We start from the raw sequence: 16,400 nt of genomic DNA, 5'->3' as shown, positions 1-16,400 counted from the left end.
TCTTCAGCCTTGCTGTCAGGCATCAGATGCCTGACTTGCTTCTCGTTTGAGCCTCGCTTTGCGTGACCAAAGGTTCAGCACCTCGATCAAGGCCGAGAACGCCATGGCTGCGTAGATGTAGCCTTTAGGCACATGGGCACCGAAGCCTTCGGCAATCAGCGTCATGCCGATCATGATCAAAAAGCCCAGCGCCAGCATCACTACTGACGGATTGTCATTGATGAACTTCGCCAGAGGTTCGGCAGCAACCAGCATCACCACAACAGCCGAGACCACAGCGATGATCATGATCGGCAAGTGTTCAGTCATGCCGACTGCCGTAATGATACTGTCGATCGAGAACACCAGGTCGAGTACCAGAATCTGACCAATCGCTGCAGCCATGCTGAGCGTTACTGTCGATTCGATTTTCTTCTCGGCCTCGGTTTTCACATCAACGCTGTGGTGTATCTCTGTGGTTGCTTTCCAGACCAGGAACAGACCACCGGCAATCAGGATCATGTCCTTCCAGGAAAACACCTGACCCAGAATATCAATCACCGGCTCAGTCAACTGCACGATCCACGCGACAGTACTCAACAAGCCCAGACGCAGGAACAACGCCATACCGATACCCAGACGGCGAGCCTTTTGCTGCTGATGTGCTGGTAATTTATTGGTCAGGATCGAGATGAAGATCAGGTTATCGATGCCTAATACCACTTCCATGACGACCAGCGTTGCCAAAGCAACCCAGGCGGCAGGACTTGTAGCGAGTTCTAACAGATATTCCATGTGCGATGCCCTGATTCAGTATTGAGATGACGTTAAATTTCTTGGCTGGCTTTGTCTGCTTTCTTTTCAGACTCAGGCTGAGCCATCGAAAGATCCTGCCTTGCATCATCCAGCGCATCGGTTGCAGCTTTATGCGTGTCGTCGATGGCCTTTTTCGCAGAATCCGCAGCAGTGCTCAATAGTTGCTTTGAAGAGGTTTCAATCTGGTCACAGCCGGACAGAGCCAGAAGCGGCAACGCAATCAGCGCAGCGAAGATGGGTTTAATCATAAAGTGCCTCAGTACATGAAGCCGGAGGCTAAGGATGCTCCGGCGATAGGCCAGCATCTTAGAGAGATGTGATAATCAGGAAAATTCGTATTTATTAACGATATACTTCGGCAATACCGAATCGGGACCCGTCATGCTCAACTATCGTCAGCTTCATTACTTCTGGGTCGTCGCCAAAACCGGCAGCATTGTGCGCGCCTGCGATCAGTTGAACCTCACCGCCCAAACCATTAGCGGCCAGATCAGTCTGCTTGAGCAGTCACTTGGAGTCGATCTGTTCCAGCGGGTCGGCAGACAACTCGAGCTGACCGAAGCCGGACGCCTTGCCCTACCCTACGCCGAACAAATGTTTCAGATCGGAAATGAGCTGGAGGCCGTCATCCGCGCGCAGCCCGATGAGCAGCAAATCCTGTTTCGGGTGGGAGTGGCTGATGTAGTGCCTAAATCCATTGTGTACAGGCTCATAGCGCCCACTATGGAATTGAGCGAGCCGGTGCGGATTACCTGTCGAGAAGACAAACTGGAACGATTGCTGGCTGACCTGGCCATTCAACGCCTGGATCTGGTGATTTCCGATAGCCCTATGCCTTCACACCTGGACATCAAGGGCTACAGCCAAAAGCTGGGGGAATGCGGGATCAGTTTTTTTGCTACAGCAGAGCTCTTCGAACGCTACGGGCAAAATTTTCCGTTTGGCATGCAAGGGGCACCCTTGCTGATTCCAGGGCAAGAGACAGTAGTTCGTAGCCGATTGATGCGCTGGTTTGCCGAGCTGAAAGTGCAGCCCCGTATCATAGGCGAGTTCGATGACAGCGCCTTGATGAAAGCATTTGGCAAGTCAGGGAGCGGGATTTTCGTCGCGCCCAGCGTGATCGCCGACGAGGTCCAGGCGCAATATGGTGTCGTGCTTCTCGGCCAGACAGACGCCGTGACCGAGTCGTTTTACGCCATCTCCGTCGAGCGCAAGATCAAGCACCCCGGCATAGTCGCCATCACCGAAGGTGCCCGACGCAAGCTCTTTACTGACTCACCCTGAGACCCCATCCAGACAAATCCAGAACTAAAGGGCTCAGCGGTAAAGGGTTGCGATTTAAACGGTACCCATGAAATCGCGTTTGCCGACTTCCACGCCGTTGTGACGCAGCAGGTCATAAGCTGTGGTCACGTGGAAGAAAAACTGCGGAAGGCTGTAAGTCAGCAGGTAGCTTTGACCGGTAAAGCGTTTTTCTTTCGGTGTACCTGGGCGCAGGATGATTTCAAGCGCTTCGCTGCCGTCGATCTGCTCCGGCTTGATGCTGCCAATGAATTCCAGTGTCTTGGCCAATAACGCCTGCAACTCAGCGAAGGTGGTCTCGGTGTCATCGTATTTCGGCATTTCTACCTGAGCCAGACGCGCTGATGCACCTTTGGCAAAATTCACCGCAATCTGTACCTGGCGGGTAAAGTTCAGCATGTCCGGAAACAGTCGGGCCTGTAGCAGCGCTTCTGGCTGGATGTTTTTATGCGTAGCGTGGGCTTCGGCTTTGGTCAGGATAGCGCTCAAAGCGTTGAGCATTTGCTGGAAAACCGGAACAGATGCGGCATACATGGAGATAGTCATGACAGGTCCTTTTTGAAAAGTGGCTGATTATAGCCATGGGCAAGCCTCAAGGTTGCGCCTGTTTCACGAAGTCATTTGCTGCTGGAATTATTTGCCAGCACGCCCTAGGCTGACTGCCCGCCATCGCCTACGGAAAGCGCCATGACCACTGACCCGTCCTCGACGACGCTTGCTGACGAAACTTCCGGGCTGAACCTCAGCAGCACCGAAGTCCGCATCCTTGGATGCCTCATCGAAAAGCAGGCAACCAGTCCGGAAACCTATCCGCTGACGCTGAACGCTCTGGTCACAGCCTGTAATCAGAAAACCAGCCGTGATCCGGTGATGAATCTTAATCCAGGAGCGGTCGGTCAGAGCCTGCGGGGCCTCGAAGGCCGCGGCCTGGCAAAGCTGGTGATGGGTAGCCGCGCCGATCGCTGGGAACATCGTGTCGACAAAAATCTGGAACTGGTGCCCGCCCAGGTCATCCTCACCGGCTTACTACTGCTACGTGGCCCTCAGACGGTCAATGAGCTACTGACACGCAGCAATCGCATGCACGACTTTGAAGATGCCGAGCAAGTGGTTCACCAGCTGGACCGGCTGATCGCCCGAGGTTTTGCGACTTTGTTGCCGCGTCAGTCGGGGCAGCGCGAGGATCGCTACATGCACGCCTTGGGCAGCTCTCAAGATCTGGAGCACATCCTCGCGACCCGGCAAACCACAACGGATCGCCCCTCTACAAGTCACTCGCCCTCGGCCGAGCGCCTGGATGAACTGGAAGCCCGGATTGCGGCTCTGGAGGAACGCTTGTCCAGGCTGGAGTAAGGCCAGAATCAGCATGTTCCAGTTCTGAGCAAGCTTGCTTGCGAAGGCGATGTCTGGCTCGCAAATCATGTTCTGGCCTGCATTGCCTCTTTGCGAGCAAGCTCGCTCCCACAGAACCAATTAAATCTGTGGAACCGGCTTAAGCCGCTCCTGCGAAGTATCAATAATGCAGGCAAACATAGAATTACCCACTGGCTGATTTTTCTAAGGAACGGTATTAGAACAAACCGCTGCAACAGGCCTAATATGCGCCGGTTGCTGTAACTGCGGTGCAATGGGACGGCGCCGATACCTTACACAAAATTTACTTAACGGCTTCGCAGTTTCTCCGCAAAGCGTGGTCATATAAGTTATCCCGTGGCAGTGCTTGAGAGTGATGCAGGCTCGCGACAACGGGTTGAAAGCCGAGGAATAGTCATGATTCGTCAAATCCCCAGAATTGCCTTGTTATTAGGTGCGCTGGCGCTGGCAGGCCAGGCGAACGCTCACGGTGGCGGCGGTGGCGGTGGCGGCTGGGTTGGCCCCGCGGTTGTGGGTGCAATTGTTGGTGGCGTAGTTGGCTCAGCTGTTTCATCCGGACGTGACCGCACCGTCTACGTTGAACAGCCCCCAGTCTATGTTCAACAGCCGGTTTATGTTCAGGCCCCACCTCAACCCGTCTATTACCAACCTGCCTATCAGGTGATAGCTCCGCCGCCGATTTATCGTCCGCGCTATTACGGCCCGCCTCGTGGCTATTACGGCCCACCGCCCGGTTACTACGAGCGCGGTCGCTGGTAATGCTAATGGCCCCGCCCTCACCCGGCGGGTTTTTTTTGGCCCATTAGAAAGCCCTGCACGGCTATAGTGAGTTCATCGTCCGCCCTAAAAACAAGGAAGCCCCATGCCGACACAGCATCCCCACCGCGTCGTCGGACTTTGCACCTCTAGCAAGGTTTACAGTGCCTTGACTGAACTCAAGAGTCTGGAAGGTCATCGCACCGCCAAGTTTGTTGCACTTATGGCGCAAAGCCTTGTTGAGAAAGGTGTGATGTCAGAGCAGGAAGTGGTTGCCATACTGGATCAAGTCGTCGACTGATTCCTGCCCGGTTCTCGACGGGCACTCGTGATCATCAATGTCCACTATCGAGAGCAGTGATTTTTGCTCCACTCAATGACGCCCTAAAGTAGCGCCATAGATTGCTGGAGGTACTCATGAACTCACTCAAGATTATGTCGGTTGTTGGCAGCGCTGTCCCCCAATCGCTCAGAGAGCGCGGCCTTTTGGCCTGCTGGTACCTTGTGAATGACGGTGAACCGGTCAGCGGGCCATTCGCTTCACTGACTGCGGCTCAGACGACTTCGCAGCAACTGGAACAGGCGCGAGCTGACAGCCTTCGCTTCAACTGAATTCCGCATCACTGCACTCGTGCGTTGCTCCGCACACTCCCTTGCCCGCATCCGCCCCAGATGCGGGCTTTTTTTTGCTTAAGGCGTGCTGGCGCGATCAACAATCAGAGCTTTTCTGCCATGGCAGCATTGACCTGGCAACGATGGGTCAGCCTTTGCAGACGCTTCTCCAGGCTCATGAAAACCACCCGATCCGTTCGACCGCTTTCCAACTCATCAATCAGATCATTGGCGACCTGACGCAACTCATAAGCAATGACAATCCGGTCCTCGTTCAGGTCCTGACGGTGCGATTCGAACAGACGATGCAGGTAATCCTGCAAGGTATTCTGCAAACGGTGCCTATCAGTGGCGCGCAAATGATTCAGGCTCAGGCTGATCTTGCCCAGCAACTCCCCCAGTTCACCGCACAAGTACTGCATCCGCCGAGCATAACCGACTTCCCGTTCACGCATTACCTTATGCCCGGTGGCGGCCTCCTGACTGCGTTGAATGCCGGGAACAGCCACTGCCACCATCATGCCAACGATCAGTCCGGTTGCCTGCACCCAACCTGCCCAATCCGCAGGTTTGGAGAAAAAACCCGCCCCCATCAACAGAACGGCTACTGCACCGGCAACTATCACTAGTACAACGTAATCCTTGCTGACAAACCCCTTGGGCATTGCGTGTCTCCTTCAGTCTGTGGCGGCTGGCATCAATGCCAAGGATGCTAATCGCTGCGCCCGCTGGATACCATGACTATTCTTGCTGGCAATGAGGATTGGCCACGCCCAGGCAAGATGTTTATTTAATTTTTATTATGGCGAAGGCTCACAACAACCATCGACAGTGTTCAATGCTACTCATAAAATGCAGCGGTGCTTATGTCCCCGTGCGCTAACACGCATTCCATTTATTAGTGAGCGTTGCTCTTGAACATTCGTCTTCCATTTTTGGGCCTTTTATTTGTACTTACGGGCCCGGCACTCTCCACCAGTACCCTCGCAAACGAAACGCCTGCGCTGAACCGTGATCCCTCGCAACTCCATCTGGCTTCCGGCAGCGCCATGGTTGTCGACCTGCAGACCGACAAAGTGCTGTATTCCAGCAACCCGGATGTGGTGGTGCCGATTGCATCGGTGACCAAGCTAATGACCGGCATGGTGGTACTTGACGCCAAACAGTCCATGGACGAAGTCATTCCGGTCAATATTTCCCAGACGCCGGAAATGAAAGGTGTGTTTTCCCGCGTGAAGCTCGGCAGCGAACTACCGCGCCGGGAGATGCTGCTGATTACTTTGATGTCCTCGGAGAACCGTGCGGCAGCAAGCCTCGCGCACAGCTATCCAGGTGGTTACGCTGCGTTCATCCTGGCAATGAACGCCAAGGCCAAGGCGCTCGGTATGAAACATACGGTCTATGTCGAGCCTACCGGACTATCCATCTATAACGTTTCAACCGCTCGCGACCTGACAAAGCTGGTGCTGGCGGCCCGCAAGTATCCAATGCTCAGCGAGCTAAGTACCACCGCCGAAAAAACCGTAACCTTCCGCAAGCCCACTTACAGTCTGGGCTTTAGCAACACCGACCACTTGGTGCGCAAGGACAACTGGGATATCAAACTGACAAAAACCGGCTTCACCAATCAGGCCGGGCATTGCCTGGTGCTGCTCACCAGCATGGCAAACCGGCCGGTGTCGGTGGTGATCCTCGATGCATTCGGCAAATACACTCACTTCGCCGACGCCAGCCGTCTGCGTCAATGGGTAGAGACCGGCAAGAGCAGCCCGGCTCCGGCGGTCGCCTTGCAGTACAAGAAGGAAAAGAATCTGGTGATGAAACAGAACGGATTGCAAGCCAAAGAGTAATAGGCCAAGTCTGATCTTTAGAAAGCAAAAAAGGCCGCTGTCCCTAAGGATCAGCGGCCTTTTGCTATGCATCGATCAGCGATTGAACTGGGTCACCAGTTTGGTATTCAGGTACGCCTCGATGGCTTCGATACCACCTTCGGAGCCGTAGCCGGAATCCTTGATGCCGCCAAATGGAACCTCAGGCAAGCCGATGCCTTGATGGTTGATCGACAACATCCCAGCCTCGATATAGGTGCCCAAAGCGTGGGCTGTCTTCATCGAAGTGGTAAACGCGTAGGATGCCAGACCGAACGGCACACGGTTGGATTCAGCAATCGCCTCTTCCAGCGTATCGAAAGGCACCAACAGCGCGACAGGACCGAAGGGTTCTTCGTTCATGATGCGCATTTCCCGAGTCAACCCACTGAGTACGGTAGGCTCGAAGAAATAGCCTGGACCGTCGATTGCCTTGCCCCCCGCATTAACGGTCGCGCCGGCCGCGCGGGCGTCATCCACCAACGCTGTCAGCGCCGGGATCCGACGATCATTCGCGACCGGGCCCATGGTGGTGCTGGCATCCAGGCCGCTGCCGACCTTGATTTCCCGAGTCAGACCGACGAACTTGTCGAGGAACGCATCAAACACTCCGCGTTGCACCAGGATTCGGGTCGGCGACACGCAAACCTGTCCCGCGTTGCGGAACTTGGCCGTCGCCAATACCCGTGCAGCGAGATCAATGTCAGCGTCGTCGAAGACCAGCGCAGGGGCATGGCCGCCCAACTCCATAGTTGCGCGCTTCATGTGCTGACCGGCCAGCGCAGCGAGCTGCTTACCCACTGGCGTCGAGCCGGTGAAGGTCACTTTACGAATGACCGGATGAGGAATCAGATACGAAGAGACCTCTGCAGGGTCGCCATAAACCAGGCCGATCACCCCTGCCGGTACGCCTGCATCGGCAAACGCGCGGATCAGCTCTGCCGGCGAAGCCGGGGTTTCTTCCGGTGCCTTGATGATGATCGAGCAACCGGCCGCCAGCGCCGAGGAAAGCTTGCGCACAACCTGGTTGATCGGGAAGTTCCAAGGGGTGAAGGCGGCAACGGGGCCTACAGGTTCTTTGATCACCTTTTGCTCAATATCGCTGCCGCGTGAAGGCACAAGACGGCCGTAGCTGCGACGCCCCTCTTCGGCAAGCCAGTCAATCACATCCGCGCCGGAGAGCACTTCCATGCGTGCCTCTGCCAGCGGCTTGCCCTGCTCCTGAGTCATGATCCGGGCAATGGAATCGGCTCGCTCGCGCAGCAATTGAGCCGCTTTTTGCATGGTCTTGTAGCGGTCATAGGCTGAAGTCTTGCGCCAGACGGCAAAGCCGCGCTCGGCAGCCGCAAGGGCTTCGTCAAGATCGGCAATGCTTGCATGGGCAACAGTGCCCAGTTTCTCGCCGGTAGCGGGGTCGATCACAGCGATGGTGCGACCATCGCGACCAGCGCGCCACTGACCGTCGATGAACAGCTGTACTTCAGGATACATAGCGATCTCCAATTGCATTCGCAAGGACAAATAATGTTCTTTCAAAGGTGCACGAGTTCAATGGGGGCGCTGGGGTATATATCAAGGCGCTATATCGCTCCAACCTTAGAGATCGATGGTTCGCGACGATATATCAGGCCCTGGTGCGCTGCTGCCATGCGGCGGCAAGGCCGCTGAGGCATATCACCACGATGCCAAACTGGGCGGTCAGCGAAGGCGCATGTCCGAATACCAGGTAACCCAACAGCCCTGCAAACACGATCTGACAATAACTGAACGGCGCCAGCATCGCCGGGGCCGCGAAGCGAAATGCCTGAGTCAGCAGCAAGTGCGCGACCATACCGCAGGTGCCCAGCGCGAGCATGAACGGAAGATGCTTGAGCTCAGGCATGGTCCAGAAAAACGGCAATAATGCGGTCATGACCAGGGTATTGAACAAGCCCGCGAAAAAGTTGCTCGTGGTCGGGCTGTCATGGGCACTGACCATCCGGGTGAGCAGTTGATAAGAAGCAAACAGCATGGCAGAACACAGGGGCAGCAGACTCGCGGGCGTAAACAGTTCGCCGCCAGGGTGCACGATGATCAATACCCCCACGAATCCCACCAGCACAGCAGCCCATTGCTTACGAGTGACGTGTTCCCCCAGTAACGGCACCGACATCGCAGTGATGAGCAAGGGGGCAAGAAAATTGACTGCCGTAGCCTCCGCCAGCGGGATATACATCAGGCCAGTAGTGAAGAACAGGCTGGTACCCAACAGACACAGCGCCCTCAATATCTGCAACTTCAACCGCTTGGTGCGCAATACACGCAGGCCTGCTGACGGCATGAAAATCCCCGCCATTAGCAGCGTATGCACCACATAGCGCACCCATACCACCATGAAAATGGGGTAAAAACCGGAAAGATACTTGGAGATAGTGTCGTGACTTGAGAACAGAAACGTCGCCAGCACAATGAGCGCGATGCCCTTCAATGGCTGGTTAACGCCTGACAATGGCGTGCTGGCGGTGCTCATCGAGTTTCCTTGGCGAGGCAGAAAACAGGCACAGGTTAAGATGCCGAACGGCAGCGTGCCCGACGTCCCTGACTGGTGGATGAACCCAGAATATAGAAGCTCCGGCTGTATTCCAAACAAAGCCAGCGCGTTGGCGCAATTAAATGACCGGGCAGTCGGCCTTCAGCAGCAAAACACCGGAATGCTCCAACCACCGCTCGAAACAGACGAAAATGCCAAGCGCGGACGAGACCACCTGATGTCTTTCGGCGGGCGCAACGACTTGTGCCAACTGTGCCAGATACGCTTTCCACATCCGCCCGGTGGCGCTGCCATATACATCCAGGAACTTGCCCCCCGTCGCTTCATCAATAGCGAGCTTATCGCGGGCAATCCGGCGCAGAACTTGCCCGCCTAGTGTGGCACCTTCAATTACATATAAGACACCCATCAACTGTGCATGGGTCTGGATATCCGGCAAGTCCGGGCACTGGGCAAGCATCTGGATCTCGTCAGTAGTCATGCCTAACGCGAGCAAATCATCCTCAAGTGCCGACGCTTTGTAGCGATCGCTGCTTGTCACGTGCCCCCCCTCGAACCGATCCAGAACCTTTTCCAGCGGAATATAAAAACCGTAGTACGCCTTGATAAGCCGCGTGTACACGCTCAGATCAAGTTCTGGCGAGGTAAATGGCAGTCGTCGTTCAAGTCCTCTGTGATTCTCGGCAGTGGCTTGTCGCAGTTCCTGAAGTACTAACGAGACATGACCAGGCGCAGTTTTTTCCTGCTGCGGTGGAGACTTTTCATCAAGCAAGGTATGTGTCCCTTTACTGAGCACCCGAGTCCAGGGGCATGAGGAATTCAGTGCGTGATCGGGTGGGCTCGATCATGGGCATTGGTTGACTTTGAGAGACCGACACCTTACAGGAACTGCATGATGCGGCGGAATACCTGCGTGCTGAAGTTACCCCGGGGGCAGTGTGCCAGGGCAACTTCCTTGTGTCCCGGGATAGATCAGAAAATGTAATCGGTAGTCAGGAAACCAGACTCGCGGTTACGAATAATATCGCTGACCAGGGTTTTATTCGCTTCCTGAAACTTGGTCGCGACTAATGTCCGGATCGAGAACACGCGCAAAGCATCGTGAACAGAAAGCGTCCCCTCGGCGGAGTTTTTGCGCCCGTTGAACGGAAACTGGTCCGGCCCACGTTGGCACTGGGCATTGATATTGATGCGCCCCACCTGATTGGCGAAGGCGTCGACCAGACGTCCGACTTCGCGGGAGTCATTGCCAAAGATGCTCAATTGCTGCCCGAAATCCGAATCCAGGACGTAATCGATCACCGTCTCAAGATCGCTGTAAGCGACTACCGGTATCACAGGCCCGAATTGCTCTTCGTGATAGACACGCATCGTTGAGTTCACAGGGTAGAGCAACGCTGGGTAAAAGAATGTCTCAATGATTTCTGCCCCGCCTTCATTGACGACGCTGGCACCCTTATCGACGGCATCTTCAACCAACCCTTTGAGATATTGCGCTTTGCCTGGCTCCGGCAATGGCGTCAATGACACGCCAGCTTCCCAGGGCATACCGGGTTTCAGTTGACCCAGTTTTTCCTTGAATTTGTCCAGGAAGCTGTCAACCACACTTTCATGCACAAACAGAATCTTGAGCGCGGTGCAACGCTGACCATTGAAGGACAGAGAACCCGTCACCGCTTCATTCACAGCATTGTCCAGATCAACGTCAGGCAGCACGATGCCGGGATTTTTTGCATCCAGCCCCAAGGCGGCCCTAAGGCGGTGCGGCTTCGGATGCAGTTTCTTCAGGTCACTGGCTGCTTTGTTAGTCCCGATGAAGGCGAACACATCAATCCTGCCGCTCGCCATCAAAGCACTCACCGTTTCCCGACCACTGCCGTAGATCACGTTGATCACGCCTGCCGGGAAGCTGTCACGGAAGGCCTCCAGCAAAGGCCGGATCAGCAGCACACCAAATTTGGCAGGTTTGAACACCACGGTATTGCCCATGATCAACGCCGGGATCAGCGTGGTGAAGGTTTCATTAAGTGGATAGTTATAAGGCCCCATGCACAAAGTCACGCCCAGTGGCACGCGCCGAATCTGCCCCAGCGTGTCCTGCTCCAGCTCAAAACGGCTGGAGCGGCGGTCCAGTTCCTTGAGGGCGTTGATCGTGTCGACGATGTAATCGCAGGTGCGGTCAAACTCCTTTTCTGAATCCTTGAGATTCTTGCCGATTTCCCACATCAACAGCTTGACCACTGCGTCCCGCTGTTCGCGCATGCGCTTGAGAAAACTTTCGACATGCTGAATCCGCTCGACAACCCGCATGGTCGGCCATGCGCCCTGCCCCCGGTCATAAGCCGTCACTGCGGCATCAAGCGCAGTCATCGCAGTCGGCGCATCCATCAACGGCGTGCCACCGAGTATCACGGAACGGATGCCTTCCGGTGCTGTGAGGCAGACTGGACTGCGCACCGGCGCCAACGGCCCATGCCACAGCTGCAAAGTACCGCCAACCAGATACTCGCGCTGCTCGATAGCTTCACCTGGACGATACTGTTCCGGAATCTGCTCGAAGGAAGGGAACAGTGTTTCAAAGCGGTTGCTGACACTCACTGGGTTCACCTCTCTTGGGTAGTCAACAAAAGATACGCCAGACACATTACGCCATGGCCCGCTGTAGTGGAAACGACCCGGCGCGATACCGGGGGAATCGTAAAAATATTTCAGCCCAATGCTTGACTACTCTAATTTAATCAGTAACATAGCGCTCATTCCGCGATAGCTCAGTTGGTAGAGCAAGTGACTGTTAATCACTGGGTCCCTGGTTCGAGTCCAGGTCGTGGAGCCACCTTCAGGAAGCTGTAGATTCAAGGGTTTGAGCGGGTTTTGTCGAAAGGTTCTCAGCAACGCTGAAAATCACCCAAATCCGCTCACTCCACTACAGCTTACCTTCTGTAACACTTCAGTATGCGAGTCAAAGCGCTGTCTCTAATCAATCGATTTAGAGGCAAGCACCATGAAAATCGCATCGGTCCTCTCGACCAAAGGCGGCCCTGGCAAGACCACGGTAACCGCAAACCTGGGCGCTTTCTGCGCCGACGCCAATCTCCGTACCCTGCTCATCGACCTCGATACGCAACCCTCGTTGTCCTCGTTCTATCGTCTGGACAGCGAAGCTCCTGGCGGCACCTACCAGCTGATTTCCCAGAACGAAACCATCCCTGATCTGGTCGTTTCCCGCACTTGCATCCCCAATCTGTCGCTGATCCTTTCCAACGATCCCCACAACCAGTTGAGCAACATGCTGCTCTACGCAGCTGATGGACGTCTGCGCCTGAAAAATTTGATGTCGGAATTTGCCCAGGATTATGACCTGGTGCTGATTGATACCCAAGGCGCGCGCTCGGTGACGCTTGAGACCGCGCTGCTCTGTTCGGATCTGGCGATTTCCCCCATCACCCCGGACATGCTCGCCGCCCGGGAGTTTTACCGCGGTACCCAGCAATTGCTGAAAGACCTGGCGCCGTTGGCTTCGTTGGGCGTGTACACGCCGCCGCTGAACATCGTGATCAACAAGCTCGACGCCACCAACGACGCCAACCTGATCTACCAGTCGCTGGTAGAAACCCTGGCCGACCATCCGCAGATTAACCTGCTGCAGACCACCATCCCGGCCGCCGTGAGCTTTCGGCGAGCCGCCACCGAAGGTGTGCCGGCCCATCGCCTCGAATACCGCCAGCCCCATAACCGCCGTTCACCCGCCGCCTTTGCCGTGATGAAAGATTTGGCCTCGGAGCTGTTCCCGGAATGGCGTGCGCTCTTCAACAAGCTGGCCCACGACACCCTGGGCACCCCAGTGGATGAGGAGTTGGCCTCATGAACCTGCTCGATCTGGTACCTCCGCATTCCATCGAAGCGGAACAAGGCGTACTCGGCGGGTTGATGCTGGATAACAGCACCTGGGATCTGCTGGCCGACACGCTGTCTGCGCAGGACTTCTTCCGGCGTGACCATCGGGTGATCTTCCAGGCCATTCAAAGCCTGGCGATTGTCGACCAACCGTTCGACGTGGTGACCCTGGCCAACTCCATCCCTGAGATTTCACAGGCCGGAGGCTTAGGCTATCTGGCCGATCTAGCCAAGAACACGCCCTCGGTGGCCAACATCAGCGCCTACGCCGACATCGTCCGCGAACGGGCGCACCTGCGTCAGCTGATCCTGCTCGGCCACGAAGCCAGCGGCAACGAAGAACCGCGACGACTGCTGCGACTGAACGTCTACTTCGATAACTCCATCCCCCGCGGTGACGGCAAGTACGAAGACCGCGGAGGCTTCTGGGCCAACGTCGAACTCTGGCACAAAGACGCCGAGCGTTACTCCCGACTGTATGCCAAGGGCGTTCGAGTGCTGGTGCAGGGACGGATGCAGATGGACAAATGGGAGGACGACGACGGCGACGAAAACAGCGCCATGAAAGTCCAGGCCAGCCGCATCGGGATCCTGCCGCATCGCATCGACAGCATCGTGCTGGCGGCACCAGACCATGCCGGCTCAGATCCCGAGCCTTAAAGCTGGCACAAAAATCGCCCTCCACGTGGAGCTTCTGCAGGCTGGAAGCTTCACCTCGGGGGACTGCGGTAACCGTTCAAGCACCGTGAGAATGAGCTTCAGAAAGGTGATGCCACTGGCATCATACTAGCAACTGGCCACGGTGATTCCACTGGAATCACCGTGGCAATGAGCCACCAATTACCCGGCGCAGGACCAAAAAATCGCGAAGCCCGTGAGACTATTCTTGAACAGCAACCACAGGCCGCAGCGCTTGAGACGCCTCTCAACCTGCCGCGAAACCAAAAATCTCGATCATGAAGCAGAAGCGCCCTCCGCTGCTCAGACGAGCCGTGTTCGACGGCTACGACTACGGTCTGCTCCTGACCTTCATCGAGGGCAGCAATCGCCTGCTGCTGGATCGTCAAGGTTACTTCATCCGCCGCACAGATCATCCACAGCATCGAGCCTGGCGCATCCCCAAAGCGCGGATCCATGAAGACCCTGCGGCGTTGTTTCGACACCTCATTGAACTGGCTCCGATGAAGCTCAACGAGACCTTGAGCAGCTTCCTCGCCAAACTGGATCAGGCCCGAAGTCACTGCACGCGTGATGCCTTCATCTGGGGCATGCGTATTCGCCTGGCACCACTCGCCGGTGGCGGCGTGCTCGCCAGCGGCGATTATCATCCTGGCGTTGTGGCCGTCTACAAGCGCATGCAGGGCCGTTACCTGTCGCAGATGCGCGCCTGGCAGCTACCCGGCACCGCCGAGCTGACCAAACTCAACCTGGTTGAAGAGCTCGGCCTGGCCGACGAGCAATTCGAAATTCTCGCCACGCTGCAGGAGCTGCACAGCGATGGCTCTGTCACACCTGTTAGCACCTCCGATGGCATCTGCATCAGCGGTGACTTTCCGGAGCCTGGTCCAGAACGAACAGAAGACAAAGATTGCAAAGACATCTTCCTGGCCTGCATCGCAGGCATTGAGCGCACCGCCTGGACCGATGAAGCCATCAACGAAGCGCTGCAAGGCTATTCACTCTACGACTACCTGCCCGCAGGTGTCCGCCACCTACTGCGACGCAACAGCGCACTGCTGGCTGACGACATGGGCCTGGGCAAAACCCGCGAGGCAATCGTCGCCGCAAAAGTCCAGGTTGCGGGCAAACCGATCATGATCGTCTGCCTGGTGAGCCTGATCATCAACTGAGAGCGCGAGATCCGCGCCGTGGATCCAGACGCCAGGATCTGCCGCCAACATTTTGAAGCCGACGCACAGTGGGTGCTGGTCAACTACGAAAGACTGGGCGACTTCCTGCAGACCGCCAGCCGCTTCGCCGTACTGGTGATCGACGAAGCCCACCGCCTCAAAGAACCCACCGCCCTCTGGACCCGCAACGCCTTCGACATCGCCGCCCAAGTGCCCTACCGCTACCTGCTCACCGGAACCCCGGTGCTCAACCGCGAAACTGCACTGCATCGTCTAGTCAGCTGATCCGGGGTAGGTACACAAAAGTCCCTCGCCATAAGGGTGCACCACCTACGACAGCTTTCGGCCAAAAGCAGACGTTTGCTTTTCGCACCCTATATGAACATTTCAAACACCCATGCACTGGCGTGAGGCAGAACAAAAAAAGAGAGATTGAAGGCGTAAAAAAACGATAGTACATAAGATTTGTGCCGTGTTATGTTGGTAACAACACAGCGGAAAATGACGCCAGGATAACATTCATGATTCCGTTTTCTGATACTGCTACGGATCTCTTATGGACAAAATAGGCTTCCTGGAAATGCTGGACCAGAGGTTTGCCGACCTCACTCCGACAGGCAAACGGATTGCCGGTTACCTGCTGGCTAACCCGCAGAAACTGCCATTCGAGACAGCGGATAGTATCGCGCAGCAGACTGAAACAACCGGAATCTCAGTCGGGCGTTTCCTGCGTTCGCTGGGCTATCGCAATATCGATGATGTGAAAAAAAGCTTGCGTGACGATGACGGCAGCGCCTGGGTGATCACGGACAGATTGGGAGCGTTCCGCGAGGAAAAGATCCATGGCGACACGCTTGAGAGGTCAATGAAACGAGAAGTTGAAGCCATCCAGCGAGTTTATGCGCTGGCTCGTGGCGCTACGTTCTCTCGGATCATCGAAAGACTTTGCGCCGCAGATGCTGTTTTTATTGTAGGGATTCAGTCAACTCGCGGCATTATGAACGCCTTCTTCAGCCACTTGGAATACATCAGGCCCAAGGTCTATTACGTTGACGGTTTGTCAGGCACCTACGCAGAGTCATTGAACTCCCAGTTCGCAAATCCCTACGCTGTCATTGCAGACTTCCGCATGTATTCAGCTGTGGCTCGGACCTTCTGCGATGTGGCTAATCAACAAAAATTGCCGTTGGCATTCATTACCGATTTTCAATGCCCATGGGCACGTGACTATCCGCATGATCTGCTTCAACTGGATTCGGACGTGGGACAGTTCTGGGACTCGCTGGCACCGCTTTCTTGCCTTCTTAACCTTATCGTTTCCTCTGTAGCTGAAAAACTCGGAGACGGCCTTGATGAGCGGCTGACCAGAAATCGCGAGCTACAGAAGTTGTTTGGCCAGTTTGATTAATAAACAGCAGC

The 16,400-nt window shown here is 55.7% G+C and carries 19 protein-coding genes, 1 tRNA gene and 1 pseudogene; 13 read left to right on the top strand and 8 right to left on the bottom strand.

The genetic code is table 11. From position 1 onward, the window contains the following. Positions 1-15 precede the first annotated feature (15 nt). A complete protein-coding gene (locus IV01_RS21645) occupies positions 16-774 on the bottom strand; it encodes a TerC family protein (protein WP_032625895.1) in 759 nt (252 codons plus the stop codon). 32 nt (positions 775-806) lie between these two features. Beyond that, positions 807-1,043: a hypothetical protein gene (locus tag IV01_RS21650; protein WP_032625893.1), complete on the bottom strand. Its 237-nt coding sequence runs from the start codon at positions 1,041-1,043 to the stop codon at positions 807-809. A gap of 133 nt (positions 1,044-1,176) precedes the next feature. Here IV01_RS21650 and nhaR point away from each other — a divergent pair, with 133 nt between their 5' ends. Next, a complete protein-coding gene (gene nhaR / locus IV01_RS21655; RefSeq protein ID WP_032625892.1) occupies positions 1,177-2,079 on the top strand; it encodes a transcriptional activator NhaR in 903 nt (300 codons plus the stop codon). 54 nt (positions 2,080-2,133) lie between these two features. Here nhaR and IV01_RS21660 read toward each other — a convergent pair whose 3' ends face one another. After that, positions 2,134-2,643: a DUF1993 domain-containing protein gene (locus IV01_RS21660; RefSeq protein WP_032625889.1), complete on the bottom strand. Its 510-nt coding sequence runs from the start codon at positions 2,641-2,643 to the stop codon at positions 2,134-2,136. Positions 2,644-2,784: 141 nt separating this feature from the next. Here IV01_RS21660 and IV01_RS21665 point away from each other — a divergent pair, with 141 nt between their 5' ends. The 4 genes from IV01_RS21665 (at position 2,785) to IV01_RS26960 (ending at position 4,839) form a co-directional block, all read left to right on the top strand. Further along, positions 2,785-3,450 carry a YceH family protein gene (locus IV01_RS21665; RefSeq protein ID WP_032625888.1) on the top strand — a complete coding sequence of 222 codons (666 nt, stop codon included), beginning with the start codon at positions 2,785-2,787 and terminating at the stop codon, positions 3,448-3,450. 417 nt (positions 3,451-3,867) lie between these two features. Beyond that, positions 3,868-4,230 carry a hypothetical protein gene (locus IV01_RS21670; protein WP_032625886.1) on the top strand — a complete coding sequence of 121 codons (363 nt, stop codon included), beginning with the start codon at positions 3,868-3,870 and terminating at the stop codon, positions 4,228-4,230. Positions 4,231-4,333: 103 nt separating this feature from the next. Beyond that, entirely contained in the window at positions 4,334-4,528 is a 195-nt protein-coding gene (locus IV01_RS21675) for a hypothetical protein (RefSeq protein ID WP_032625885.1), read from the top strand. 116 nt (positions 4,529-4,644) lie between these two features. Then, positions 4,645-4,839, top strand: coding sequence for a hypothetical protein (locus IV01_RS26960; protein WP_032625883.1), 195 nt, complete (start codon positions 4,645-4,647; stop codon positions 4,837-4,839). 104 nt (positions 4,840-4,943) lie between these two features. On the opposite strand, the gene IV01_RS21685 is transcribed toward IV01_RS26960, so the two are convergent. Further along, positions 4,944-5,504 carry a hypothetical protein gene (locus IV01_RS21685; RefSeq protein ID WP_032625881.1) on the bottom strand — a complete coding sequence of 187 codons (561 nt, stop codon included), beginning with the start codon at positions 5,502-5,504 and terminating at the stop codon, positions 4,944-4,946. A 249-nt stretch (positions 5,505-5,753) separates the two neighbouring features. Here IV01_RS21685 and pbpG point away from each other — a divergent pair, with 249 nt between their 5' ends. Continuing rightward, a complete protein-coding gene (pbpG, locus tag IV01_RS21690) occupies positions 5,754-6,689 on the top strand; it encodes a D-alanyl-D-alanine endopeptidase (RefSeq protein WP_418903506.1) in 936 nt (311 codons plus the stop codon). Between the two features lie 75 nt (positions 6,690-6,764). On the opposite strand, the gene IV01_RS21695 is transcribed toward pbpG, so the two are convergent. The 4 genes from IV01_RS21695 to IV01_RS21710 form a co-directional block, all read right to left on the bottom strand. Then, complete coding sequence (locus IV01_RS21695; protein WP_032625877.1) at positions 6,765-8,198, bottom strand: NAD-dependent succinate-semialdehyde dehydrogenase; 1,434 nt, start codon at positions 8,196-8,198, stop codon at positions 6,765-6,767. Positions 8,199-8,331: 133 nt separating this feature from the next. After that, positions 8,332-9,216, bottom strand: a complete 885-nt coding sequence (locus IV01_RS21700; RefSeq protein ID WP_032625876.1) for a DMT family transporter — start codon at positions 9,214-9,216, stop codon at positions 8,332-8,334. A gap of 139 nt (positions 9,217-9,355) precedes the next feature. Then, positions 9,356-10,009 carry a biliverdin-producing heme oxygenase gene (locus tag IV01_RS21705; protein ID WP_032626066.1) on the bottom strand — a complete coding sequence of 218 codons (654 nt, stop codon included), beginning with the start codon at positions 10,007-10,009 and terminating at the stop codon, positions 9,356-9,358. A 200-nt stretch (positions 10,010-10,209) separates the two neighbouring features. Beyond that, positions 10,210-11,835: an NADP-dependent glyceraldehyde-3-phosphate dehydrogenase gene (locus tag IV01_RS21710; protein WP_032625874.1), complete on the bottom strand. Its 1,626-nt coding sequence runs from the start codon at positions 11,833-11,835 to the stop codon at positions 10,210-10,212. Positions 11,836-11,994: 159 nt separating this feature from the next. Here IV01_RS21710 and IV01_RS21715 point away from each other — a divergent pair. The 7 genes and pseudogenes from IV01_RS21715 (at position 11,995) to IV01_RS21730 (ending at position 16,389) form a co-directional block, all read left to right on the top strand. Then, a tRNA-Asn gene (locus tag IV01_RS21715) sits at positions 11,995-12,070 on the top strand. A 168-nt stretch (positions 12,071-12,238) separates the two neighbouring features. Next, the gene (locus IV01_RS21720) at positions 12,239-13,102 is read left to right on the top strand and encodes a ParA family protein (RefSeq protein WP_032625872.1); all 864 of its coding nucleotides are present in this window, start codon (positions 12,239-12,241) and stop codon (positions 13,100-13,102) included. Next, a pseudogene (locus IV01_RS27275) lies at positions 13,099-13,461 on the top strand (DnaB-like helicase N-terminal domain-containing protein); the annotation flags it as partial. The gene IV01_RS21720 and the pseudogene IV01_RS27275, both read left to right, overlap by 4 nt. Beyond that, positions 13,435-13,791 carry a single-stranded DNA-binding protein gene (locus IV01_RS27270; RefSeq protein ID WP_418903507.1) on the top strand — a complete coding sequence of 119 codons (357 nt, stop codon included), beginning with the start codon at positions 13,435-13,437 and terminating at the stop codon, positions 13,789-13,791. The pseudogene IV01_RS27275 and the gene IV01_RS27270, both read left to right, overlap by 27 nt. A 296-nt stretch (positions 13,792-14,087) precedes the next feature. After that, a complete protein-coding gene (locus tag IV01_RS0124585; RefSeq protein ID WP_050507279.1) occupies positions 14,088-14,981 on the top strand; it encodes a hypothetical protein in 894 nt (297 codons plus the stop codon). An 18-nt stretch (positions 14,982-14,999) separates the two neighbouring features. Then, a complete protein-coding gene (locus IV01_RS25830; RefSeq protein ID WP_050507278.1) occupies positions 15,000-15,266 on the top strand; it encodes an SNF2-related protein in 267 nt (88 codons plus the stop codon). 271 nt (positions 15,267-15,537) lie between these two features. After that, positions 15,538-16,389 carry a MurR/RpiR family transcriptional regulator gene (locus IV01_RS21730; protein ID WP_032625870.1) on the top strand — a complete coding sequence of 284 codons (852 nt, stop codon included), beginning with the start codon at positions 15,538-15,540 and terminating at the stop codon, positions 16,387-16,389. Positions 16,390-16,400: the final 11 nt, after the last annotated feature.

The organism is Pseudomonas syringae (assembly GCF_000737245.1).
Lineage (GTDB): Bacteria > Pseudomonadota > Gammaproteobacteria > Pseudomonadales > Pseudomonadaceae > Aquipseudomonas > Aquipseudomonas syringae_J.
This window is presented reverse-complemented; position numbering and strand designations above follow the sequence as displayed.

What these genes read in the sequence shown, in the direction of transcription:
- IV01_RS21645 (WP_032625895.1), bottom strand. Translation starts at nt 774, where the DNA reads ATGGAATATCTGTTAGAACTCGCTACAAGTCCTGCCGCCTGGGTTGCT.
- IV01_RS21650 (WP_032625893.1), bottom strand. Translation starts at nt 1,043, where the DNA reads ATGATTAAACCCATCTTCGCTGCGCTGATTGCGTTGCCGCTTCTGGCT.
- nhaR (WP_032625892.1), top strand. Translation starts at nt 1,177, where the DNA reads ATGCTCAACTATCGTCAGCTTCATTACTTCTGGGTCGTCGCCAAAACC.
- IV01_RS21660 (WP_032625889.1), bottom strand. Translation starts at nt 2,643, where the DNA reads ATGACTATCTCCATGTATGCCGCATCTGTTCCGGTTTTCCAGCAAATG.
- IV01_RS21665 (WP_032625888.1), top strand. Translation starts at nt 2,785, where the DNA reads ATGACCACTGACCCGTCCTCGACGACGCTTGCTGACGAAACTTCCGGG.
- IV01_RS21670 (WP_032625886.1), top strand. Translation starts at nt 3,868, where the DNA reads ATGATTCGTCAAATCCCCAGAATTGCCTTGTTATTAGGTGCGCTGGCG.
- IV01_RS21675 (WP_032625885.1), top strand. Translation starts at nt 4,334, where the DNA reads ATGCCGACACAGCATCCCCACCGCGTCGTCGGACTTTGCACCTCTAGC.
- IV01_RS26960 (WP_032625883.1), top strand. Translation starts at nt 4,645, where the DNA reads ATGAACTCACTCAAGATTATGTCGGTTGTTGGCAGCGCTGTCCCCCAA.
- IV01_RS21685 (WP_032625881.1), bottom strand. Translation starts at nt 5,504, where the DNA reads ATGCCCAAGGGGTTTGTCAGCAAGGATTACGTTGTACTAGTGATAGTT.
- IV01_RS21695 (WP_032625877.1), bottom strand. Translation starts at nt 8,198, where the DNA reads ATGTATCCTGAAGTACAGCTGTTCATCGACGGTCAGTGGCGCGCTGGT.
- IV01_RS21700 (WP_032625876.1), bottom strand. Translation starts at nt 9,216, where the DNA reads ATGAGCACCGCCAGCACGCCATTGTCAGGCGTTAACCAGCCATTGAAG.
- IV01_RS21720 (WP_032625872.1), top strand. Translation starts at nt 12,239, where the DNA reads ATGAAAATCGCATCGGTCCTCTCGACCAAAGGCGGCCCTGGCAAGACC.
- IV01_RS0124585 (WP_050507279.1), top strand. Translation starts at nt 14,088, where the DNA reads ATGAAGCAGAAGCGCCCTCCGCTGCTCAGACGAGCCGTGTTCGACGGC.
- IV01_RS21730 (WP_032625870.1), top strand. Translation starts at nt 15,538, where the DNA reads ATGGACAAAATAGGCTTCCTGGAAATGCTGGACCAGAGGTTTGCCGAC.